This is a genomic window from Brevibacterium salitolerans, assembly GCF_039531405.1.
In the GTDB taxonomy this organism is placed as follows: Bacteria; Actinomycetota; Actinomycetes; order Actinomycetales; family Brevibacteriaceae; genus Brevibacterium; species Brevibacterium salitolerans.
Map to the genome: position 1 here is coordinate 106,085 of NZ_BAAAPZ010000004.1, position 23,455 is coordinate 129,539.

Here is a 23,455-nt window from a genome sequence, read left to right on the forward strand (position 1 = left end):
CACGCAGATGCGAATGACTCACCTCACAATATGGAATATATTTGAAGGATGTCAATGGCGGATGCATGCCGCGTCGCAGACGGCTCGGTGGCGGAGCTCCGGCCGGCAGGTCACCTGGAAACCGCACCTCACCGCAGGCCGCGCGCCTCACCACCGGCTCCGCGCCTCACCGCCCCCGTGCCGTGGCGATGAACGCCTCCGCCTTCTCCGTCTCCGGCTTCGTCGCGAGGCTGACGACGAGGTAGGCCACGAGGCTCAGCGCCAGGCCGGTGAGGATGCGCGCCGGCCCGTCGTTCCAGAAGTGCGGCAGCGGCGCGCCGAACTCGATCGCGAAGCCGTAGAGGATGAACGCGCCGCCGGCGAGGATCGAGGCGATGGCGCCGGGCGTGTTGCCGCGCTTCCAGAAGAACCCGAACACCATGGGCCAGAAGAGGCCTGCGGTGATGAGCTCGGAGGCGAGTTCGAGCACATCGAGCGCGCTGGGCAGCTGCACGGCCACGACCATGCCGAGGACGGCGGCCGCGACCGTCGCCACCCGGCCGGTGCGCACCGTCTGCTTCTGGGTGGCGTCCTTCAGCGCGTACTTCACGGTGAGCTCCGTGATGTAGAGGCTCGCGACGTTGAAGGTCGTGCAGATGGTGGACATGATCGCCGCCGCGATGCCCACGAAGACGAGTGTGGTGAGCCACGGCGGCATGTGGCCGGCGGCGAGCGTGGAGACGATGCCGCCCTCCGGGACCTCACCGAAGACGCCCAGGGAGGCGATGCCCGTGATGACGACGAAGAAGTACAGGGGGACGAAGCCGATGAGCGCCGTCACCGCCGTCCAGCGCGCCGCCCTGGGCGTGGGCGCGGCCTGGATGCGCTGCCAGGCCGCACCGTCGATCATGAACGCCAAGCCGAAGGAGATGATGAACGAGAGGTTGAGCTGGATGCCCTGGAACAGGTTGAAGTAGCCGGGTTCGCGGGTCTCCGCGGCGATCGCGGCGACGTTGTCCCAGCCGCCGGACAGGGCGAGCGCCACGCACATCGTGACGACGAGCCCGGCCAGGAGCAGCAGGAACTGGAAGACCTCCGTGTAGACGACTGCACGGAAGCCTCCCACCAGGGCGTACACCACGCAGACCGCCACGGCGATGAGGACGGCGGTGAAGTAGGAGATGTCGAAGAACGACTCGAAGAAGTGGCCGATCGCCACCATCTGGGACGCGCCCCACATGATGAGGTAGAGCGTGAGGACGACGGAGAGCAGATTGCCTGTCGCGGCGTTGTACCGGCTGGCGAGGATCCCGTTCTGGCTCATGGCGCCCGTGCGGCGGATGAGCGGCGCGAACGCGATGAGGGCGATGACCGCGATGACGGTGGGCCCGCCCAGGATCCACCAGGACGACATGCCGTCCGCATAGGCGGAGTCCACGCTGATGAGCGCGGAGTTGCCGCCGTACCAGGTGGCGATGAATGCGAAGCCGAGCATCCACGCCGGCGTCCTCCGCCCCGCGAGGAAGAAGTCCTCACCGGACTTGGTGCGCTGCCGCACGAAGGACAGCGCGAGGAGCGCGACGAAGTACACGGCGAGACCGCCGATGAGCCACACGTGCAGCATGAGGATGTCTCCTGGGACAGGGCCGGCGCGGAACCGGGACGAGGGTGCCGCAGGTCACTCTTGCAGGCGAGAGCGCCGGTCTCCAACAATCGTTCTCGCGATGCAGGATCGGCCTCGCGGCGGGCGCGCACTCGTGCTGTCATGGAGCGATGGACACCCAGACGCCCGCGCGCACCTCCGAGGCCCTCGACCGGGACCTCCTCGAGCGCGCAGGGTTCCGCCCCGTGCAGGTCACCCGGGCGGAGCCCGTCGCCGAGGCCGTGCTCGCCCTCACCCTCGACAGCCGGCAGCCGTTCGCGCCGGGAGCGCACCTCGAGGTGGCGGTGCCCGCTCCGGCTCCGGCTCCGGGGGCAGGCATGGCGCCCTCCCCCGCTGCCGGATCTGAGGCCGGTTCGCCGCCTGAGGCGCCCGCAGCCGAACCCCTCATCCGCCACTACTCCCTGTGCTCGGATCCCACGGGTGCGACGCCGTGGCAGATCGCGGTGCTGCGGCACGAGGACGGGGACGGCGGTTCGGAGTGGATCCACTCGCACGTCCAGGCCGGCGATGAGCTCTTCGTGCGCGCCCCGCGCGCCTCGTTCCACTTCCGTGCCGCACTGCCGGCCCTCTTCATCGCCGGCGGCGTGGGCATCACGCCGCTGCGGTCCATGCTCACGTTCGCTCACGGGCTGGGTCTGGACTGGCGGCTGCTCTACATCGGACGCTCCGAGGCCTCAATGGCGTTCGCCCGCGAGCTCGAAGCGGAGTTCGGCGCCGAGCACGTCGAGGTGTGGGCGACGGCCCAGCGAGGCGGCAGGCCGGACCTCGCCGCCGCGGCAGAGGAATGGCTGGCCGCGCATCCCACCGCGGTCGTCTACACGTGCGGTCCCACGGCGCTCATGGATGCGGTGACGAGCGGGCTGAGCGCTCTGCCTCACCGGGTGGAGCGCGAGGACTTCGATCCGGAGAGTGCTGAAGCGGCCTCGGGCGCGGGTGCAGGCACCCCCACGACGGTGGGTCCGCCGTTCACCGTCGAGCTCGCCGACGGCAGCGAGGTGGCGGTGGAGCGGAACGAGTCGATCCTGGAGGCGTTCTCCCGGGCCGGCATCCGCTCGCTCTCGAGCTGCCGGCGCGGCACCTGCGGCACGTGCGAGACCCGGATCCTCTGCGGCGAGGCCGACCACCGCGATGCGGTGCTCTCCCCCGAGGAGCAGGCGGAGCAGTCCTCGATGATGGTGTGCGTGTCACGGGCGGCCGGCGAGCGCATCACGCTCGACGTGCAGCGGTAGCGGACCGGCGCCTCGGGCACCGTCAGCTCAGCCCAGGCCGGTCACCCCACGGTCAGCCGCAGCGGCACCTTCTCGAACGAGCGCAGCGTCGTGTGGATGTACGGCGTGGGCGGGGCGGTGGGCTCGAACGTGCTCACGCGGCGGACGAACTCCGCGAAGAAGGCGTCCATCTCCATGCGGCTGATGGGCTGACCCACGCACATGTGGATGCCGAGGCCGAAGGTGAGGTGGCCGGAGGCGTCACGGTCGAGGTCGTACCTGTCCGCATCCGGCCCCCACTTCTCGGGATCCCGGTTGGCGGCGCCGGGGAAGACGATGAGCTTGACGCCCTCGGGCAGCGTGATGCCGCCGATCTCCACCTCGCGCGAGGTCTTGCGGAAGAACGACTGGAAGGGCGCCTCAATGCGAAAGGCCTCGTCGATGGCGTACTTCACGAGGCGGGGGTCGCGGCGCAGGCGGGCGTACTGCTCAGGCTCCTGCGACAGCGCGACGAGGGTGTTCGCGATGGCGAGGATGGTGGTGTCGAGGCCGGCGGAGAGCATGGCGCGGACGAGCAGGGTGGCCTCCTCGGGGAGGATGTCGCCGGAGTCCGCATAGTCCCAGATCAGGGAGCCGAGGCCGCCGGGGGCCAGATGGGAGCGCTCGCAGGCGTTCATCACCCATTCCATGACGCCGTCCGCCGCGTCCATGTGGTGCTGCGCGACCTCATTCATGGGCCCGAAGCGGGAGAAGTTCATGGCGCCCTGCAGGACGAGGTACGGGTCGCGTCCCTCGCGCGGCACCCCCACGGCGTCGCCGAAGACGCGGAGGGTGAAGCGCTTGGCGAGTTCGAAGGCGTCGAGCTCGACGGTGCGGGGAGCAGTCTGGCGCGCGCCGGCATCCGCGCCCGAGGCCGGCGCACCGCCCACTGCGCCCTCCGCACCCAGGACCTCGTCGAAGAGCTCGCGCGCATAGTCCTCGAAGCCCTGGCGCAGGGGCCGGAGGCGGGCCGGGGAGATGACGGCGGACATCGCCGAGCGCATGCGGGTGTGGATGGGCGGGTCCACCTCGAGGATGCCGGGGCGCCACCAGGTGGGCGCGTCCTTCGCGAAGTCCACCGGGCCCACGCCGGCGCCGCTGATGAAGGTCTGCCAGTCGTCGAGGATCGCGCGGACCTCGGCATCGCGGCCGAAGGCGTGCACCCCGTGCTTCTCCAGCCACACCACCGGACCGGCCTCCCGCAGGCGGGCGAGGAAGGGATAGGGGTCGGCGAGCACCTCGGGCGCGTAGGGGTCGTCCTGCAGCACCGGGCACGTGCCGGAGATCGTGGAGGTTCCGTCTGCCATTGCTGTCCCGCTTCCTTGCCGTCGTCTCCGCAGTCTTCACTGCCGTCTTCCCTGACGTGGCACCCAATCTATGCCGCCGTCCCCGGCACCGCGAGGCGCGTCTCACAGCGCGTGCAACCATGGGTCCATGCCCTCGGACTTCACGCTCGTGCAGCTGCGGTACTTCCAGGCAGTCGCCCGCTGCGAGAACATGACGGCCGCAGCCGCGGAGCTCAGCGTGTCCCAGTCCGCGGTCTCCACGGCCATGGCCCAGCTGGAGAGGGCGCTGAGGGTGGAGCTGTTCCTCCGCCTCCCCAACCGGTCCATCGTGCTCTCTCCCGCCGGCCGGCGCCTCGCCGCAGAGGTGGACGAGTTCCTGGACGGCGCCGAGGCCCTCACCGAATTCGCGCACGGCCTCGCCCACTCGCTCTCGGGGCGGCTCCGGGTGGGCGTCTTCGCGCCCATCGCGCCCACCTTCCTGCCCGCGCTGCACCAGGAGTTCATGCGTAGGCATCCCGCTGTCGACCTGACCTATCTGGAGGCGGATCTCAGCGGCGTGCAGAGTGCTCTGACGGCGGGCGAGTGCGATGCGGCTCTCCTGTACACCCTGGGGCTGAACAGCACCTTCGATCGTTCGGTGTTCAGCGCGGTCCCTCCGCACGTCCTCGTCCCCGCCGATCATCCACGGGCGGGGACGAGCGCGCATCTCCACGACTTCGCGGACGAGCCGTACATCGAGCTCGGCATGCCGCATTCGCGGCAGTACTACGAGCACCTCTTCCGTCTCGCCGGCGTGGTCCCGCGCACGCAGCACGTCTTCGAGGGCTATGAGACCGTCCGTGCCTTCGTGGCCCAGGGGCACGGGTACTCCGTGCTCAACCAGCGCATTCCGGCCATGACGTACGCCGGAGCCGAGGTCGCCACCGTCACCCTGCTCGACGACTTCCCGTCCATCGACATCGCGGTGGCCTGGCCGCGCGGCGCGACGCTCAACCGGCGGGCGCGCGTGTTCCGCGATCTCTGCCCCGAGATGTTCGGGTAGGGGCGTTCGGGCAGGGAGCAGAGACAAGGCCCAGGTCCCGCCGCTCATCAGGAAAACCGATGAGGCTGTTGAGAACAATGTGTTTGACGTATGTGACGCGCCTGACAGACGGTGAATGGACGAGAACGGCGGCCCCACACAGCGGCCCCGCTGCAGGAAGGCGCAGGCATCGTGACATCCGATGGATCCACCCACTCGCACATCGCATCGACCGACCGGGAGTTCCTCACCGATTTCCATGAGGTCGCGAAGATCGGCGCGACGCCTGCCGGCGGGGTCGAGCGGCAGGCGGCCACCCCGGAGGACGGACTGACCCGGCAGTGGTTCACCGCGTGGGCACGCTCCCGTGGCTGGGAGGTCCGCGTCGACGGGATCGGGAACCAGTTCGCCTGCTGGGAGTGCGTTCCCGGCGCGCCCTACGTCCTCGTGGGATCGCATCTCGACTCACAGCCGCTGGGCGGCAGGTTCGACGGTGCCTACGGGGTCATCGCCGCACTGCACGCGGCGCAGCGCGTCCGGCAGGCGGTCGAGGAGGGTGCGCGGAAGCCCGTGCACAACCTCGCCGTCGTCAACTGGTTCAACGAGGAGGGCGGCCGCTTCGCCCCCTCCGTCATGGGCAGCTCCGTCTACGCCGGTCTGTTCGACCGGGAGGAGATGCTGCAGGTGCGGGATCTGGAGGGCATCGCGGTCGCCGAGGCGCTGGCCGCGATCGACCAGCTCGGCACGGACACCCCGCCCACGGCTGCAGCCTATGCGGAGATCCACATCGAGCAGGGCCGCATCCTGGAGCGCGAGGCGCGGGACATCGGCGTGGTCGAGTCCAGCTGGTACACCCAGAAGCTCGACATCGAGGTGCTGGGAGAGCAGTCGCACACCGGTGCCACTGCGATGGCGGACAGGCACGATGCGCTCGTCGCCGCGGCCAAGGTGGTGCTGCGCGTGCACGCCGTCACGCAGAACTTCGAGGAGGAGGCGATGGTCTCCTCCGTGGGTCAGCACGTGGTCGAGCCCAATTCGCCCATCGTCGTCCCGCGCCGCGTGCACATGGTCGCGGATCTCCGTTCCTCCTCGCCGGAGATCGTGCAGCGAGCGCGGGAGATCCTGCTGGGAGAGATCCAGGAGATCGCCCGCGAGCACGACCTCACCATCGATGTGAACGATTTCGACATCCGGGAGAAGCGGTACTTCCCCGCCGAGGGCGTGGAGCTCGCGGAGAAGGCCGCTGCCAACGAGGGACTGAGCAGCCGGCGCATCGAGACGATGGCCGGCCACGACTCCGTGTCGATGAACACCGTGGTGCCCTCCATCATGCTCTTCGTCCCCAGCGTGGACGGCGTCTCCCACTGCGAGCGCGAGTTCACGACGGACGAGGACATGGTCAGGGGCCTCGGCGTCCTCACGGCCGTCGCCGGTGAGCTGGTGAGCGGGGAGCTCGCGCCCGAGGCCCCTTGGTCCGGGAAGTCCTGAGGGGCCGGCGATGCGTCTCAGCGGCAGAAGTCCTGCAGGCCCCTGTCCGCGCCCCACGCTCAAGGCGCGCATCTCATGAACGCCCCTCGCACGGAAGCCCCTCGCGCCACTCCTCATCTGCGGCTCCTGCCGGGCCTTGTCGCGGGCATCGCCGTGACTGTGCTGGTCAATGCGGGCCTGCACTGGATCGCGGGATGGGCCCCTGCCGCGCCGGATGAGGAGGCTCTCTCCGGCCCCACGCTTCTCCTCTGGCTCGACCGCTTCCTCAGCGACATGACCGAGGCACAGTTCTACGGATCCGCCCTGGCCGGTGGCGGGATGCTCGTCGGTGCCGCACTGGCACACGGTCTCGCGGTCAGGAAGAGCCGCGCCCGCGGATTCGACATCTCCTACGGCACGGGGCTCTGGCCCTGGGTGCTCGTCTCCGCCCTCACCGCTCTGCTGCTGTCCCATCTCCTCTGGTCGTGGACGCTCGAGTTCAGCGCATGGCAGCCGATATTCGTCCCCTTCGTCTCCGTGGCCCCCGCCATCGTGCTGATCTACGGCAGGGGGTGGGCCACCGCCGTCACCGCGGCGGTTCTCGCCGCCCTCCTCACCACCCCCGTGGCCCTCGTCCTCGTCGATTTCGTGCTCGTGCCGGCGGGGCTGCCCGTGGTCATCGGGAATGTCGCCTCGATGTGGGCGGGCGCGCTCATCGCCTTCGCCCTATGCCGCGCACTCCCCTGGATGCGCCTGCCCGAGGCGACCGAGGCCGCTGAGCTGTCCGAGGCGGCCGGGGGCGAAGACGTCTCCCCCGCCACGACCTCTGCCTCCTCCCCGGCTGTTCCCGCGAGTGACGACAGAGTCAGGTCGAACCTGCGCGCCGAGGTGCCCGCTGAGGAGGAGGCGCAGTCCGTCCGCCCTCTCTGGCTGCCCCGCAGAGCTCTCGCGGACTTCACGGAGCCGCAGTTCTACGGGAACGAATGGGCCTCGCTGGGGATGATCGCCGGTGTGCTGCTCGCCTGGTTCCTCGGCGGAGCCGGGCAGGGACCTCTCGGACTCGTCCCCGACATCCTCACCGCGCAGCTGCTGACGGCGCTGCTCGCCGTGTGGATCTGCGCCGGGCAGTGGCAGTCGCAGGGCTGGTACCCCACATTCGTGCCGATCGTCTCCTTCGTCCCCGCCGCTGTCATCGAGTTCGGAGGAGGCTGGGCGGTCATCGTCTCGGCAAGCGTCCTCGGCGCGCTCACCGGGCCGTACATCGGAAGGGCGATCGCCCGGAGGCTCCCGGCGGACTTCCACCCCTTCATCGGAAGCGTGATGTCGATGACGATCATCACGCTGGCGGGAGTGCCGCTCCTCCGGCTCGTCCTGTGACCAGACCTGCGACCCGATCAGTGACCCCATCCGGAATCGACTCATCGCACCTATCGCACGGAACCTGAGGAAAGAGGCGATCATGACCAGTGCAGAAGACCAGTCCCGCACAGGGAACCAGTCCGGCACGCACAGCCAGCCCAGCACGGCCGAGGAGCTCCTGGCGGCGGGACGGATAGCGCCCGCGGCACAGGCGCTCAGAGACGGGGAAGTGACATCGACCGATCTCGCCCGGGCCTCGCTGGCCGCGGCAGAGCGCATGAACGGGGAGCTGCGGGCGCTGGCGCACGTCTTCGCCGAGGACGCCCTCGCACAGGCCGCCGCCTCGGACGCGCGCTTCCGAGAGGGAACCGCGCGCGGGCTCCTGGACGGCATTCCCGTGGCTGTCAAGGAGAACTTCGCGATGGAGGGGAAGCCGTGGGAGTGCGGTTCCGCCGTCCTCGCCCAGAACCGGGCGGATCACAATGCCACGGCCGTGGACGCGCTCCTGTCCCAGGGGGCGGTCGTGATCGGATCGGCGACCATGGACGAGTTCGCGCTGACCACGATTGGCCCGGCGCGCACTCCGCTCGCGCCGGAGCGGACGGCGGGCGGCTCCAGCGGCGGATCCGGTTCCGCCGTGGCCTCGGGCATGGTGTTCGCGGCATTGGGCTCTGACACCGGGGGCAGCGTGCGCATCCCCGCGGCGGCGTGCGGCATCGCGGGACTCAAGCCCTCGATGGACCTCATCCCCACGGCGGGCGTGACGACGCTGGCGTGGTCCCTCGACCACGTGGGACCCCTGGCACGGACGTCGGAGGACCTGCGCATCGTGGTCTCCGCGCTGACGGCGGGAAGCCTGCAGGAGGGCGGGGATCGCTCTTCCGCCGCACCGGGCGATGCGGATCTGCCGGGCAGTGATGCGACTCTGCAGGGAGTGCGCCTCGGCGTGCCGTCGGCGGAGTTCCTCGCGGTGTGCACGGAGACGGTGCGCGAGGACTTCCAGCGCTCGCTTGCCGCGGCCGAGGCCGCCGGTGCCGTCCTCGTGCCTGTCGAACTGCCGCTGCCCGGCGAGATCGGTGCGGTGCACTGGCCGATCCTGGCAGCCGAGATGTACGCGTACCACGCTGCGCGCTTCGGCACGGAGGAGGCGCGCTACCGCCCCGCCCTCCGGGACTCGCTCCGGGACGCCGCGCAGATCTCGCGGGAGGACTACCTGAATGCGCGACGTCGCCGCGATGCACTGCGGCGCAGGGTGGACGCGGTGCTGGAAGACGTCGACGTCATCGCGCTGCCCACTCTCGTGACCCTGCCGCCGTTGGCCGGTGAGACGGTCATCAGCACGCCGGAGCCGGAGGACGCGACGACCGTCCTCGTCCGGCTGACGTCACTGGCGAATCACACGGGGCACCCGGCGCTCTCGGTGCGGCCGGGGCTGTTTCCCGACGACCACATCTTCGGTCTTCAGCTCGTCGGCGCGTTCATGGACGACAAGGGGGTGCTGGGCTGCGGGAGCGCCTTCGAGGCGCTCGGCCGGTGAGTGATGCACCAGCCGACTGACCGCGGGCAGAACCGGGAAGCCGGCGCGAATCCACCGACTTCCGCACACGCGGCATGCAGCACGCAAAGTCAGCACGCAGCGCGCAGCGCACAGAGAGGAAACCATGCAGTTCCGCACCAGGAGACCCAGAACCGCCAGGCACTGGCTGGCCATCGCAGTCGTGGTGGTCACGATGCTGCTCGGCCTGTGGCCCGCCATCGTCCTCTTCGACACCGAGCAGCTGATCTTCGGCCTGCCCGCACTCGTCACGTGGTCGGTGATCGTCACCGTGCTGACCTCGGTCGCAATGGTCGTCGTCAACGGCCTCGGAGTCCACGGCACGGACGAGGTGCCCGAGCCTCCAGAACCCGGCGATGACGCCCGCGCATCTGAAGCCGCGAGCGGCGCTCACAGGAGGGAGGAGTCATGACCCAGTACATTCCCCTGCTCCTCACCGCCTCGTACCTGGTCATCGCCGTGCTCATCGGCGTACGCGCCGGCCGCGGGCACAATATGTCCACCGTGCAGGGCTGGGGCGCGGGCGACCGCAGCCTCAACGCCTTCGTCGTCTACCTGCTCATCGGCGCGGGCATGGTGAGCGCCTACACCTTCCTGGGCTCGCCCGGCTGGGCCTACTCCCGGGGCGTCCCCGCGATGTACGTCATCGTCTACATCTCGTTCATGGCGTTCGTCGCGTGGTACATCGGACCGAAGGTCTGGCATCTGGGGTACCGGTACGGGCACGTGACGCAGTCGGCAGCGATCACGGATCGCTACGAGTCGCCTCTGCTGGGCGGGATCGCGGCTGCAGGCGTCTCCATCGCCGGTCTCGCATACGCGGTCCTGCAGACGATCGGCTCCGCGTACATCCTCAACGTCATGAGCTTCGGGCTCATCCCCACGTGGATGGGCGTCCTCCTGGTCCTCGGCGTCATCGCGATCTACCTCTACCGCAGCGGCCTGCGGGCCATCGGGATGACGAATGCGCTGCAGGGCGTGCTCATGTTCGTCACGGCGTGGGTCGTGGGCCTGTGGGCGATCAACCACACCACCGGCGGCTTCAATGCACGGCCCATCTTCGAGCGTCTGCAGGAGGACCTGCCGCAGTTCCTCACCCTGCCAGGGAACCTGGGCGACATGAACTACGCGTTCTGGACCACCTCGATCCTCATCTCCGTCTTCTCCATCTGGCAGTCGCACTGGGTCTCGTGGATGGGAGCGGCCTCGCCTGCGGGGCTGCGCAAGGCCTCATCGTTCATCCCGCTGTACTTCATCATGCTCATCCCGATGATCGTCGTGGGGTTCATCGGCATCTTCGAGTACCCGGACATCGCGAACCCCGACCACGTGGCGGTCCAGTTCGCCGTGGACAACATGCCGGTGCTGCTCGCTGGTCTGCTGGGTGCCGGCACGCTGGCGGCCTCGATGTCGTCGAGCGAGCCGCAGATCCACGCGACGGCGCTCACCTACAGCAAGGACATTATCCAGCCGCTGTTCAAGCTCAGCGACGAGAGGACCGGCCGGCTCACGCGTTGGCTCATCTTCCCGATCATGGCGCTCATCATCGCGCCGATCTCCATCGCGGAGCCGGCGAGCCTCGTCTACATCCTGCTGATCGGCTACGGATTCTCCGGCCAGGCGATGCCCATCATGGTGGGGATCTTCTTCTGGCCGCGGGCCAGCAAATGGGGAGCCATCGTGGGGCTGGTGGCCGGGCTCCTCGTCACGGTGCTGTTCTCGTTCTTCATCGTCCACCCGCTGGGCATCCACGCCGGCATCTGGGGGCTGATGGTGAACATCCCCCTGTTCGTCATCGTGTCCCTGCTCACGAGGCCGAGCTCGGACCGCGCGCTGGCGCGGTACTTCGAGCGGAAGGAAGCCGCCGCCGAGGCGTGATCAGGGAGTGAGACCGAGGCGCCCTGCCGCGGCCTCGGCGACAGGCGGCATTCATTGCCGCGGAAAGGATTCACATGACAGCGCAGCAGCAGTCCGCCCACACGATCTTCACCGGCGGCGAGGTGCTCACCGTCGATGCACACGACTCAGTCGCTGAGGCGGTGTCTGTCCGGAACGGCCTGATAGAGGCGGTCGGCACCTCGGCGGAGATTGAGACGCTGGCGGGCCCGGAGACCAGACGGGTGGACCTCGCCGGACGGACACTCATGCCCGGGTTCATCGATGCCCACGCTCACCTCACGATGGTGGGATCGAATCTCACCTCTGTGTCCTGCAAGGATCCGTCCGTGCGTTCGGTAGGCGATCTGCTGGGGCAGCTGCGGACCAAGGCTGACTCCTTGCCTGCTGGGGCGTGGGTGCGGGCGTGGGGGTTCAACGAGACGGTCATTGCGGAGGGCCGCTACCCCACGCGGGCGGAACTCGACGGTGTGACCACCGAGCACCCGCTCATCGTCGTGCGGGCGTGCGGGCATATCTCGGCGGTGAACTCGCGGGCGCTGGAACTTGCGGGGATAGATGCGGCCACGCCCGATCCGGTGGGCGGGCGGATCTCCCACGACGACTCTGGTGAACCGGATGGAGTGCTCATCGAGAGCGCGCACATGCGCATGTTCTCCACTGCGGTACTTAGCGATGCCGAACTGGATGCGAGCAACGAGGCAGGGTCGGAGCTGTTCGCCCGGCACGGGGTCACCTCGATCCACGATGCGACGGGCCAGGGGTTCAGCCATCTGCGCGGACTGCAGCGGGCAGTGGCCACCGGGCTCGTGAAACAGCGGATCTATGCGGTGGTGGGCGGCCTCGGCGATTCGCTGGGGATCGTCCGGGACACGATGCGGGTGGGGATCTTCTCGGGGCTGGGTGATCATCGGTTCCGGATTGGTCCGCTCAAGCTGTTCCTGGACGGGTCGAGCAGCGGGCCGACGGTGTGGACGCGGGAGCCGTATACGAGCGATCCGAGCACGTGCGGGGTGAGCTACCTCAGCCAGGAGGGGCTGGACGAGGTGTTCGTGGAGGCGCACGCGCAGGGCTGGCAGCTGACCTCGCATGCGCAGGGGGACGCGGCGATCGAGATGCTGCTGAACACGATCGAGAGGGCGCAGCGGGGGCATCCGCGTGAGGACGCGAGGCACCGCGTGGAGCATGGCGGGCTGGCCGCGCCCGATCTGGTGGCGCGCATGGCGGAGCTGGGCGTGGTGCCGACGGCGAATCCGGCGTTCCACTACGAGTACGGGGACAGCTACATCAGGAACTACGGCGAGCGGGTGGAGCACATGTATCCGCTGGCGGACTATGTGCGAGCGGGGGTGCCGGTGGCGATCGGCTCGGATGCGCCGGTCACGGAGGTCTCCCCGCTGCGGGGAATCCACGCGGCGCTCACCCGCCGGTCTCGGAGCGGTGCCGAGGTGGGTGCGCGCCAGCGCGTGGGACTCATGGATGCGGTGCGGATGTACACGCTCAACGGCGCCAGGGCCTCGCACGAGGACGAGGTGAAGGGCTCCGTCGAAGTGGGCAAGTTCGCGGATCTGGTGGTGCTGGACCGTTCGCTGATGTCTGCGGACGTGGAGGAGATTCCTGAGGTCGGCGTGGCGATGACGATGGTGGGCGGCGAGGTGGTGTGGGAGGGGTGAGGCGAGTCCGGTCGGCACCCCTGTATCTCGGCGCTCGACCCTGCAGTGCGCTCGCGTGCTCACTGTGCCAGTCTCGGTGCCGAGGCTTGCAGGCCTGAGCCCTCCGGCACGGGAGCCTGCTCAGAAGAACGAGGAGGACCACACATGACTCAGAGGATCGCACTCGCGGATCAGGGCGAGCAGCTCCTGGCAGACCTGGAGGCGCTGTCCGGCCTGGTGGACGACTCACTTCCGGGATGGACGCGCAGCGCACTCACGGAACTCGACGTCGAGGGACGCCACTGGGTCCTTGCCCGCATGAAGGACGCCGGCCTCGATGCACGCATCGACGCGGCAGGAAACGTCATCGGCGTACTCAAGGGCGACGGGAGCGCTCGCGGACGGATCATGACGGGCTCGCACACGGACACTGTGCTCAGCGGCGGGCGGTTCGACGGAAACGTGGGCGTGGCTTCGGCGCTGGAGGTCGTACGGACGCTCCGCGCAAGCGGAATCACGCTCGCACACGACCTCGTCGTCATCGACTTCTTCAACGAGGAGGTCAATCCCTATGGACTCAGCTGTGTGGGGTCACGCGCACTCACAGGTGGGCTCACCGCTGCGCATCTGAGGGCCCAGAATCAGGAAGGCGTCGCTTTCGGTGAGGCGCTGGCCGTTGCGCGCGTGGACCCGAACCGCCTGAATGAGGCCGTCATGGACCTCAGCGATGTGATCGCCTATGTCGAGCTGCACGTGGAGCAGGGGCCCAATCTGGAGGCGCAGGGCACGCAGATCGGGCTGGTCACGGACATCACCGGAGTGGCGCCGTTCCGCAGCATCTTCAAGGGCCGGCAGGACCACGCGGGCACCACCCCCATGAACATTCGCCGCGATGCCGGGTGCGCTGCGGCCGGTACAGTCCTCGCGGTCGAGGCCATTGCGTCTGAGCATGAGACGAGCCGCGGAACCTCCGGCAGCATCACCTTCACCCCGGATGCGGTGAATGTGGTGAATGAGGCCGCCGAGGTATGGGGCGAGTTCCGCAGTCCCGACGCGGAGTGGATCACGCACGCCCGCGAGCGTCTGCTCGAGGCGGCGCATGCGGAAGGCGCAAAGCGCGGAGTGGAAGTAGAGCTGGAGTGGCTGGCGTCTGAGGAACCGGTACCCATGTCGGAGCCGCTCACTGCGATCACCACGCAGGTGGTCTCAGACATGGGGCTCTCCCACACGCGTATGTACAGCGGCGCAGGGCACGACGCGGCGTTCATGGCGCTCCAAGTGCCGACGGCGATGATCTTCGTGCCGTCCCACGACGGCCGCAGCCACTGCCCGGACGAGTTCACGGAGAGCGCCGACATCCTTGCTGGCGCCGAAGTGCTGCTGAACACGATCGTGGAGATTTCGGGGCGGAGCGATCGGGACTGCTGATGAGCAGGTGACAGGTTGTAGCCACGCCGCCAGTGCGAAGGTCCTGTTACTGAGAAAGAACACTATCCCTGGAGTGACGGGCCTCAGCAGAAAGCTTCGGCTGTCCGCACAAAGCTTGCCAGCCTGAAGCGCCCTGGGTTCCGTTCCGAGTCTCACGAAGGAGAATCGGAACGGAACCCAGGGAGCTTCACTCGTTGGATCACAGTCCCAAGCGGGCCGTGGCACCAGGCAATAACCGGCTCTTCGTACTTGTGGTGGGGACTAGGGGTTTCAGCAATCAAGACCCTCTGCCGCTAAAGGCATCCTCGGCCGGTAGTTCTCCCGGTTGCGGCACCCCCTGACCAGTCGCCGGCGGAGCTCGATGATCCCGTTGATGACCTCCGCCCCGCCTTTCAAGGACCGGCCGGAAGTGAAGTACGCCAGGAACGCTGCTTTCCACCGCTGCAGAGTCCGCCTCAACCGCGCGGCTTCCGGGATCAGACATAGCGGAAGGCGCTCCACGAGCCGCTCTGCATTCTTCTTCGCAGCCTTCAGGTTCTCGGCGCACAATCAGCGCCATCCTCCCAAGCAGAACAACATCTACTCACGTCCGCAGCGCCAGATGCAGCCGCAGGGCCACCTGGTCGAGGAAGCTCTGCACCGTGGCCGTGTACGAATCGTCGAGTTCACGGATCTCGTCGAAGTACAGCGTCGCCACCCCCACCAGCGAATCCCCGTACTTGAGCGGGAATGAGACAACAGTGCGATAGCCCACGCGCTTGATGAGCGTCCTTGCCCAATCGAACATCTTCGATTCCTGCGCGTCACGCACGTACACCACCCGCTGCGTCTGCGCGACCGAGTTGATGGTGCCCGGAGAACGATCGGGCTCGCTCAGCTTCAGGATCTGCGGAGCATAGTACGGCGGGAAGTTGTGCCACAGACGGTGGGCGAGTTTCACGCTCCCAGGCTCCCCGAACGCACCCGCCATCGAACGGTCTGCACCGAATACGCTCACCAGCTCGTGAGACAGCCATGCCAACAGCTCCTGCACGTCCATCTCTGCCGTGTTTCGCAACAGCGCGGCATTGAGCGCCTTCGGATCGATGAGAGGCATAGCGCGCCTGGAAGCGCCGGAGGACACCTCTGACATCAGCCTCAGCGCCAAGACCATCTCCACATCGTCAAGCGGCTCGAGGATATCGTGCTGAAACTTGAATGCTTCCGCATCGTCGTCGAAACCCGCCAGAAGCGCGATCTCCGCTCCTCCCGTCACCGCGTAGCCGTACTGGACGGCCGCTTCGGCAGTGAGGCGGTTGAGGATCCGGAACCTGTCCGCCACTTTGCAGCTGAGGACGTAGAGCATGCGTGCGGCTGTCCGCGGACGGTCTCGCACCGACACCTCGATGCGCATGTCGAACTCGGAGAAGAGCCTCTCCATCCGGACGCGAATCGTCTTCTCAGAGACCCCCAGCTCCCGGGCGAAAGAGGAGTTCGAACCGCGCGGGTTCTCTTCGAGCAGCCCGATCAGCCGGGCGTCGAGCTCATCGAGATGTGTGGATTTGGGTCTTGACATACCCCTAGGTTAGCGGCTTAATGGGTGCAGGATTCGGACTTAACTAGAAGTTAGGTCCGAATTACGTCTCACAAGGGAGTGTGACAATGACTCGACTCAGCAGATCTGTCCTCACCGCCACAGCAGCAGCCGCCTCGCTGGCCCTATTCGCAGGCTGCAGCGGTTCCGGCGGTGACAGCGGCGCGGACTCCGGCTCCACCGGCGTGCCCGTGACTGTGGGCTACTCCACTGACGGCGGACAGAACTACGACCCCGCCAAGGCAGGCAACCAGTACGTCTCCGTCTATCTGCTGCCCGCCTACGACAGCCTCCTCAACGTCGACGATTCCGGCGAAGTGGGCCCAGGCCTCGCGGAATCTTTCGAGCTCTCAGACGACGGAAAGACGCTCACTCTGCAGCTGCGCCAGGGCGTGAAGTTCCACGACGGCGCCACACTCACAGCCGATGCCGTGAAGAAGAACTTCGAACGGAGCATGGGCGACGAAGGTTCGGTTCTCAAAGCCGACTTCGCCTCCGTTGAGTCGATCGACGCGTCTGACGAATCCACCGTGGTCGTTCAGCTCAAGAATCGGGACGCAGCCTTCCTCTCCGCACTCGCCGATCGTGCCGGCATGATGATCAGCCCCGATGCGCTGAGCAACCCCGACCTCGATCTCCAGCCAGTGGGTGCAGGCCCGTACAAGGTCACCGAGCATCTCCCCGGGTCCTCGATCTCCTATGAGAAATTCGATGAGTACTGGAATCCGGACCACGCCGGCACCCCCAAGCTCACGCTCAAGATGATCGTGGACCCAGAAGCCCGTCTCCGGGCGATCTCCACCGGAGAGATCGACATCGCGGCCCTGGGCCAGGATCAGGGAGCGGCAGCGGAACAGGCCGGCCTCAGCGTCACCGCGATGGAATCCAAAACCATGCCCCTGATGATCTACCTCAATATGAAGGAGGGCAGCCCGCTCCACGATCCCCAGGTGCGCAAGGCGATCTCGCTGGCCATCGACCGTCAGGGCATCTCCGAGACCATCCTGGAAGGCAACTGCGAACCTACCGGGCAGCTCTTCACATCAGACTACTGGGCGGCGAGCTCCGAGGTGAAGGCTCCTGAGCGCGATGTGGAGGAAGCGAAGAAGCTGCTCGCCGACGCCGGCTACGCAGACGGCTTCACGATGTCCCTCTCCGCGATCTCTGCCGCGCTCTATCGAGTCATTGCCGAGGCTGAAGCTGCGCAGCTCGCAGAGATCGGCATCGATGTGGACCTCCAGATCAGCGAGCCCACCAAGGTCGTCAGCGACTTCAACGGCCAGAAGACCACGGATGCCTACACCTCTCTCTGGCCGGGCGCCACTGATCCGGCCAAGACGTTCGCCAGCCTGTACCAGCCCACCGGACTGTTCAATCCCGGCGCCTACGAGGACGAGGAGCTGCTCTCCCTGCTGGACGAGGGCCGCACCGCTGCCACGCACGAGGACCGCGCAGCCGCATACGCGCAGGCCAATGAACGCGCTGCGGACCAGGCCGTGCAGATTCCCGTCTGCAGCTCGAAAGCCCTGCGTGCGGAGAAGAGCCCGGTCGAAGGCATTCGCCTCACGGCTGCAGGCACCGTGGACTACTCCGAGATCTCGATCGAGGAGTGACCTATGGCGCGCGAAATCCTCACGCGACTGCTGTCCTCGCTCCTCGTGCTCTGGCTGGTCTCCATCATCGTCTTCATGCTCACGGCGCTCATCCCGGGTGACCCGGCACTGACGATCCTGGGCGAGAACGCCACTCCTGAGCAGATTGCCGAGATCAATGCTCAGCTGGGACTCGACCAGCCCCTCGTGGTGAGGTACTTCCAGTGGCTCGCAGCGGTGATGAGCGGAGATCTCGGGCAGTCGCTGTTCTCCAGCCAGACCGTCGCGGGCGCGATCGCCTCCCGCATCACGCCCACGGTGGAGCTCATCCTGTTCGCCCTCGTTCTTTCGCTCCTCATCGGCACCGCCGTAGGAGTGATCAGTTCGATCAAGCCCCGCAGCTTCCTCGATCGTGCCATCCAGACCCTGAGCTCCGTGGGAATCGCGGTGCCCAACTTCTGGCTGGGCGCCATGCTCATCGCGATCTTCTCGATCTCCTTGGCATGGCTGCCGAGCGGTGACTACACCGCATTCGGCGATGACCCGCAGCGGTGGGCAAGGAGCCTTACCCTGCCCGTCATCGCACTGGCGGCCGGTGGCATCGCAGAGATCGCGCGACAGTCCCGCGCCAGCCTCATCGACGTGCAGGAGATGGAGTTCGTCCGCACTCTCAAGGCGAAGGGCCTCGACCCGGTGACGATCAAGCTGCGCCACGTGCTGCGGTCAGCGATGATCCCCGTGGTCACCGTCGCCGGACTGCAGGTGAACCGGCTGTTCGGTCTCTCCGTGCTCATCGAGGCGGTGTTCCGGATCCCCGGCATCGGCTCCCTCCTCGTCAGCTCGGTCTTCAGCCGCGACATCGTCATGGTGCAGGGCACGGTGCTCCTCATCACCTGCGTCGTGATCGCGGTGAATCTGGTCGTCGACCTGTCCTACCGCTGGCTCAACCCGAAGACGGTGTGACCTATGTTCATGAGAACCCTTCGTGCCCCCAAGGAGCACGAATCCCCTTTTGCCCGATTCACACGACGCTTCCTCTCCGACCGCCTGGGGACGACTTTCCTGGTGTTCCTGCTGGTCCTCATCGCGGTTGGGCTTCTGGCCCCGCTCCTCTCTCCCTACGACCCGGACGCACAGGACCTGGGCAGTGCCTTCGCCCCGAGCTCGGCAGCGCATCTGCTGGGCACGGACGAGGTGGGCCGCGACTACCTGAGCCGCATGCTCCATGCCATTCGCCCGACTCTTCTCGCCGGGGTGCTCGCCACCGCGCTCAGTCTCCTGATCGGCCTGCCCACCGGGCTCGCGGCCGGCTACTTCCGCGGCGCGATCGATGCGACTCTGAGTCGTGTCACCGACGCGATCATGGCAATCCCCTCGCTGCTCTTCGCGCTCGCTCTGGTGGCGATTCTGGGACCTGGAATCCGCACTGTCATCCTCGCGATCGGTGTCGCCAACGCCCCGCGCTTCTTCCGGGTGGCCAGAAGCATCGCGCTCGTCATCCGGCAGGAGACCTACATCGAGGCCTCACGCTCTCTGGGCATCTCACACTCGCGGATCCTCCGCACGCACGTGCTGCCCAATATGGCCTCGCCGCTGATCGTGCAGATCAGCATGACCATAGGCTTCTCCATCCTGTTCGAGGCGGGGCTCAGCTTCCTGGGCCTGGGAGTGCAGGCGCCCGAAGCCTCCTGGGGCTCCATGCTGCGCAACGCCACGGCCTATGCCTCGGAGAACATCGGCCTGGTCCTCTGGCCCGGACTCGCGATCCTCGTCGTCGTACTGGCTTTCAACACCGTGGGAGATTCCGTCCGCGACTCCCTCGGCCGCGAACAAAGGAAGTTCTGATGCCGCAGACACCACCCCTGCTGGAGATCGAGGACCTCGTCGTCGAGGTGCCGAGTGCCGCCGGCCCCCTCACCATCGTCGACACTGTCTCACTCACGCTGCACCGCGGTCGCACACTCGGACTTGTGGGCGAATCCGGCTCCGGAAAGTCGATCACCGCCAATGCCGTCCTGGGCCTGATCGGCTCCGCGCGGATCGCCTCCGGGGACATCCGCCTCGAGGGGCAGAGCCTCCGCGCGATGTCTGAGAGACAGATGCGCGATGTCCGCGGCAACCGGATCGCCATGGTCTTCCAGGAACCGATGACCGCGCTGGATCCCAACTACACCGTGGGCGAGCAGATCGCGGAGACGGTACGTCGCCATACCGGGATGAACAGGCGCGATGCTTGGGCCCGGGCGGTGGAAGTGCTCGACCAGGTGCACATCCCCTCCCCGCAGCTGCGGGCTCGCGACCACCCGCACAAGTTCTCCGGAGGCATGCGCCAGCGTGTCGTCATCGCTATGGCCATCGCCTGCTCACCGGACGTTCTCCTTGCGGATGAGCCCACCACCGCGCTCGACGTCACGACCCAGGCCCAAGTGCTCGCACTGCTGCAGGAGATCAGCGAGAGCCAAGGCGTCACGACGCTCTTCATCTCCCATGACCTGGGGGTCATCGCACAGATCTGCGATGAGGTGGCGGTGATGTACGCGGGGCAGGTGGTGGAGCACGCCGAGGCCGTGGAGCTGTTCGCGAACCCGCGCCACCCCTACACCCGTGCGCTGATGGACTGCATCCCCAACGGCCCCGGCGACCGACTGGTCGACATCCCCGGCACGGTCCCGGAGTTCCGCGCTCTGCCCCACGGGTGCCGCTTCGCCGCGCGCTGCAGCTTCGCCACGGAGGAGTGCGACGCCGCACCTGTTCCGCTGACCATCGAGAGTCCCGGACACGGGGCACGGTGCATCTTCCCGGAGAGGATCGACAATGCTCACAGTCACCAACCTGCATAAGGCCTTTCGCGTCTCCCCGCTCTCCCGCCAGCGTGTGCATGCCGTCCGCGGAATGTCCTTCACGGTAGAACCGGGCAGCACAGTGGCGGTGGTCGGCGAATCCGGCTCCGGGAAGTCCACGAGCGCCAGACTGGTGCTCCGCCTTGTCGACCCCGATTCCGGCTCCGTCGTCTTCAACGGCCGAGAGCTCACAGAGCTCACACGCACGCAGATCAACCATGCCCGCCAATCCATGCCCATGGTGTTCCAGGACCCCTACTCCTCGATCGATCCGTCCTGGACCATCCGCGAGGTCATCCTCGAGCCCCTGCATGCTCGCACCTCCGGCGGCAGCACCCTGCGCGCAGATCCCGTCGAACTGCTTCAGAAGGTGGGGCTGCCGGAATCGTTCCTCCACCGGTATCCCTACGAGCTCTCCGGCGGCCAGCGGCAGCGTGTGGCGATCGCCCGCGCTCTCGCCTGCAGTCCGGAGCTGCTCATCTGCGACGAGGCCGTAGCCGCCCTCGACGTTTCCACACGGGCGAGCATCATCAACCTCCTCAAGGATCTGCAGGCGGAACACGGGTTCGGCATCCTGTTCATCACCCACGACCTGTCCTTGGTGGAGGCGATCAGCGACAGGGTGGTGATCGTCTATCTGGGTGAAGTGGTCGAGACCGGGCCCACGCAGCAGGTGTTCGGCGCTCCCAGGCATCCCTACACGCGGCTCCTCATGGATTCCATCCCCCGCCCGGACCCGCAGAACCGGATGCACCTCAAGGCGCTCGCGCGCACCGGAGAGGTGCCGAGTGCCTCGAACCCGCCTCCCGGCTGCGCCTTCGCCTCGCGCTGCCCGCGACGGACGGACATCTGCACCACCGCCTCCCCAGAACTGAGCAATGCCGACGACGGCGGTGAAGCGCGCATGTTCGCCTGCCACCACCCCCTCACCCTGACCCCAGTACCCTCGAAGAAAGGTGAAGACCATGACTGAGACCTACGAGCGCGGACTCACGCGCGTGGCCGACGGCTGCTATGCGTGGATGCTCCCCGACGGCGGATGGGGCTGGAGCAACTCCGGGCTCATCGTCGACGGAGAGCAGTCCCTCATCGTCGACACGCTGTTCGACCTCAAGCTCACCGCGGAGATGCTCGACGCCTACGCAGAGCTGTTGGGAACTCGTGACGTCACCTACCTGTTCAACACCCATGCCAACGGAGACCACTACTACGGCAACCAGCTGCTGCCCACGACCACAGAGATCATCGCCTCCTCCGTGGCCGCCGCGGAGATGACGCAGGAGGACGTCGACCGCATCGTCGGCTACAAGGACCTCGAGGGGCCTGTCGGCGACTACATCCGCAAGGTCTTCGGACCCTTCGACTTCTCCGGCATCGTGGCCACTCCGCCCACTCGCACCTTCGATCAGTCCCTCACCCTCACAGTGGGCGCGACGGACGTGGACCTCGTGTTCGTGGGACCCGCGCACACTCCGGGAGATGCGATCGCCCATGTGAAGGACAAGGGCGTCGTCTATGCCGGGGACGCGCTGTTCATCGGCGGCACGCCCATCATCTGGGCCGGCCCCGTGGAGAACTGGATCCGTGCCTGCGACTACCTCATCGGACTCGACGCCGAACACTATGTGCCCGGCCACGGCCCCGTCACTGATGCCGAGGGGGTTGCCGGAGTCAAGCGCTACCTCGAGTTCATCAAGCACGAGGCCGAGGACCGCTACCGCCGCGGCATGACCGCGGCGGAGGCGATCGACGACATCGAACTGGGCGAGTTCGCGCAGCTGGGCGACAGCGAGAGGCTGGGACAGAACGTCATCAACATCTACACCCACCTCGACCCCGACCACGTGGCCCCATCCCAGCCGGCCCCCTTCGAGGCCATGGCCCGTCTCGAAGGTCTGCCCGTCACCACCGGAGGAGAGAAATGAGATTCGTCAGCGCACAGACCAGAGACGACCCTGCAGAGAAGCCGTTCCTCGGACTGCTCGAAGATGACCAGGTCCATCCCATTCCACAGTTCCGCGAAGTCGCTGCAGCCCTCGCAGCGGAAGCAGACCTCGGCCAGCTCGCAGCCGAGGCCAGGAGCGGCACTTCTCTGCCGCTCAGCGCACTCCGGCTCCTGGCTCCGATACAGCCGCCGGCCATGCGGGACTGCATGTGCTTCCACGAGCACATCCGCAACTGCAGGCCCGGCACATTCGATCCCAAGCACCAGAAGTTCCCCGCCTTCTACATCAGCAACCACAATGCCGTGATCGGACCCGAGGATCCGGTGCAGATCCCTCCGGGATGTCAGACCTTCGACTATGAGCTCGAAGTCTGCGCAGTCCTGGGCAGAGAGCTGCGCAATCCCACTCCGGAGGAGGCACGGGCGGCGATCGCCGGCTACACCCTCTACATCGACTGGAGCGCACGCGATCTGCAGATGGAGGAGATGACGCTGGGTCTGGGGCCTGCGAAGGGCAAGGACAGCGCCACCACTCTGGGCCCGCACTTCATCACTGCAGACGAGCTCGAGCCCCGAAGGGCAGGCAAGGGCTTCGACCTGCACATGCGCGCCTCGGTCAACGGACGGCCTGTGACCGACGGCAACTGGAAGACGATCAACTGGGACTTCGGTGATGTGATCGCCTATGCCGGTCGCGGGACCACACTGAGTGCGGGCGAGGTGCTGGGTTCCGGAACCGTGGGCGGCGGGTGCCTGCTCGAACACGAACGCACAGGCAGCGGGGCGTTCTCCGGCTGGCTGCAGCCGGGAGACACAGTGGACCTGGACGTCGAACTGCTCGGCACGCTGTCACAGACCGTGGTCGAGGGCCTGCCCCGCCATCCGCTCTCCAGCGGTCACTGACCTCTTCCGCCCATACCCCATGGCGCCCACGGGTGTGGGAGTCGACGGC

20 protein-coding genes are annotated in these 23,455 nt (G+C 67.2%); 16 read left to right on the forward strand and 4 right to left on the reverse strand.

Annotated features, from left to right (window positions below; all coding sequences use genetic code 11):
* Positions 1-166: 166 nt before the first annotated feature.
* On the reverse strand, positions 167-1,603 hold the full coding sequence (locus ABD240_RS06155; RefSeq protein ID WP_344336259.1) for a sodium:solute symporter family protein: 1,437 nt from the start codon (positions 1,601-1,603) through the stop codon (positions 167-169).
* A gap of 149 nt (positions 1,604-1,752) precedes the next feature.
* Between ABD240_RS06155 and ABD240_RS06160 the strand changes: the two genes are divergently transcribed.
* Positions 1,753-2,871: a PDR/VanB family oxidoreductase gene (locus ABD240_RS06160; RefSeq protein ID WP_344336261.1), complete on the forward strand. Its 1,119-nt coding sequence runs from the start codon at positions 1,753-1,755 to the stop codon at positions 2,869-2,871.
* A 41-nt stretch (positions 2,872-2,912) separates the two neighbouring features.
* Here the strand turns inward: ABD240_RS06160 and ABD240_RS06165 are convergent, their stop codons facing one another.
* Entirely contained in the window at positions 2,913-4,196 is a 1,284-nt protein-coding gene (locus ABD240_RS06165; protein ID WP_344336264.1) for a cytochrome P450, read from the reverse strand.
* Between the two features lie 127 nt (positions 4,197-4,323).
* Between ABD240_RS06165 and ABD240_RS06170 the strand changes: the two genes are divergently transcribed.
* The 8 genes from ABD240_RS06170 (at position 4,324) to ABD240_RS06205 (ending at position 14,553) form a co-directional block, all read left to right on the forward strand.
* On the forward strand, positions 4,324-5,217 hold the full coding sequence (locus ABD240_RS06170) for a LysR family transcriptional regulator (RefSeq protein ID WP_344336267.1): 894 nt from the start codon (positions 4,324-4,326) through the stop codon (positions 5,215-5,217).
* A gap of 171 nt (positions 5,218-5,388) precedes the next feature.
* Positions 5,389-6,684, forward strand: a complete 1,296-nt coding sequence (locus ABD240_RS06175; protein WP_291797059.1) for a M20 family metallo-hydrolase — start codon at positions 5,389-5,391, stop codon at positions 6,682-6,684.
* 75 nt (positions 6,685-6,759) lie between these two features.
* Positions 6,760-8,040: a hypothetical protein gene (locus ABD240_RS06180; RefSeq protein ID WP_344336270.1), complete on the forward strand. Its 1,281-nt coding sequence runs from the start codon at positions 6,760-6,762 to the stop codon at positions 8,038-8,040.
* Between the two features lie 82 nt (positions 8,041-8,122).
* Positions 8,123-9,559 carry an amidase gene (locus ABD240_RS06185; RefSeq protein ID WP_291797053.1) on the forward strand — a complete coding sequence of 479 codons (1,437 nt, stop codon included), beginning with the start codon at positions 8,123-8,125 and terminating at the stop codon, positions 9,557-9,559.
* A 124-nt stretch (positions 9,560-9,683) separates the two neighbouring features.
* Positions 9,684-9,989, forward strand: a complete 306-nt coding sequence (locus tag ABD240_RS06190; protein WP_291797051.1) for a hypothetical protein — start codon at positions 9,684-9,686, stop codon at positions 9,987-9,989.
* Positions 9,986-11,455, forward strand: coding sequence for a sodium:solute symporter family protein (locus tag ABD240_RS06195; RefSeq protein ID WP_344336273.1), 1,470 nt, complete (start codon positions 9,986-9,988; stop codon positions 11,453-11,455). The genes ABD240_RS06190 and ABD240_RS06195 overlap by 4 nt, the downstream gene beginning before the upstream one ends.
* Positions 11,456-11,529: 74 nt before the next feature.
* Complete coding sequence (locus ABD240_RS06200; RefSeq protein ID WP_344336276.1) at positions 11,530-13,146, forward strand: amidohydrolase; 1,617 nt, start codon at positions 11,530-11,532, stop codon at positions 13,144-13,146.
* 144 nt (positions 13,147-13,290) lie between these two features.
* Positions 13,291-14,553, forward strand: a complete 1,263-nt coding sequence (locus ABD240_RS06205) for a Zn-dependent hydrolase (protein WP_344336278.1) — start codon at positions 13,291-13,293, stop codon at positions 14,551-14,553.
* A gap of 270 nt (positions 14,554-14,823) precedes the next feature.
* Here ABD240_RS06205 and ABD240_RS06210 read toward each other — a convergent pair whose 3' ends face one another.
* Both ABD240_RS06210 and ABD240_RS06215 read right to left on the reverse strand, forming a co-directional pair.
* The gene (locus tag ABD240_RS06210; RefSeq protein ID WP_344336280.1) at positions 14,824-15,102 is read right to left on the reverse strand and encodes a transposase; all 279 of its coding nucleotides are present in this window, start codon (positions 15,100-15,102) and stop codon (positions 14,824-14,826) included.
* A 34-nt stretch (positions 15,103-15,136) separates the two neighbouring features.
* Positions 15,137-16,108: an AsnC family transcriptional regulator gene (locus ABD240_RS06215; RefSeq protein WP_344336283.1), complete on the reverse strand. Its 972-nt coding sequence runs from the start codon at positions 16,106-16,108 to the stop codon at positions 15,137-15,139.
* A gap of 86 nt (positions 16,109-16,194) precedes the next feature.
* On the opposite strand from ABD240_RS06215, the gene ABD240_RS06220 reads away from it, so the two are divergent.
* The 7 genes from ABD240_RS06220 to ABD240_RS06250 are packed head-to-tail and all read left to right on the forward strand — an operon-like array spanning position 16,195 to position 23,406.
* Complete coding sequence (locus ABD240_RS06220; RefSeq protein WP_344336285.1) at positions 16,195-17,739, forward strand: ABC transporter substrate-binding protein; 1,545 nt, start codon at positions 16,195-16,197, stop codon at positions 17,737-17,739.
* A 3-nt stretch (positions 17,740-17,742) separates the two neighbouring features.
* Positions 17,743-18,681, forward strand: a complete 939-nt coding sequence (locus ABD240_RS06225) for an ABC transporter permease (RefSeq protein ID WP_344336287.1) — start codon at positions 17,743-17,745, stop codon at positions 18,679-18,681.
* A 9-nt stretch (positions 18,682-18,690) separates the two neighbouring features.
* Complete coding sequence (locus ABD240_RS06230) at positions 18,691-19,563, forward strand: ABC transporter permease (RefSeq protein ID WP_291798089.1); 873 nt, start codon at positions 18,691-18,693, stop codon at positions 19,561-19,563.
* The gene (locus ABD240_RS06235) at positions 19,563-20,558 is read left to right on the forward strand and encodes an ABC transporter ATP-binding protein (RefSeq protein ID WP_291798087.1); all 996 of its coding nucleotides are present in this window, start codon (positions 19,563-19,565) and stop codon (positions 20,556-20,558) included. The genes ABD240_RS06230 and ABD240_RS06235 overlap by 1 nt, the downstream gene beginning before the upstream one ends.
* Entirely contained in the window at positions 20,533-21,531 is a 999-nt protein-coding gene (locus ABD240_RS06240; RefSeq protein WP_344336290.1) for an ABC transporter ATP-binding protein, read from the forward strand. Before ABD240_RS06235 ends, ABD240_RS06240 begins: the two co-directional genes overlap by 26 nt.
* Entirely contained in the window at positions 21,524-22,483 is a 960-nt protein-coding gene (locus ABD240_RS06245; RefSeq protein WP_344336291.1) for an MBL fold metallo-hydrolase, read from the forward strand. Before ABD240_RS06240 ends, ABD240_RS06245 begins: the two co-directional genes overlap by 8 nt.
* A complete protein-coding gene (locus tag ABD240_RS06250) occupies positions 22,480-23,406 on the forward strand; it encodes a fumarylacetoacetate hydrolase family protein (protein ID WP_344336293.1) in 927 nt (308 codons plus the stop codon). The genes ABD240_RS06245 and ABD240_RS06250 overlap by 4 nt, the downstream gene beginning before the upstream one ends.
* Positions 23,407-23,455 lie beyond the last annotated feature (49 nt).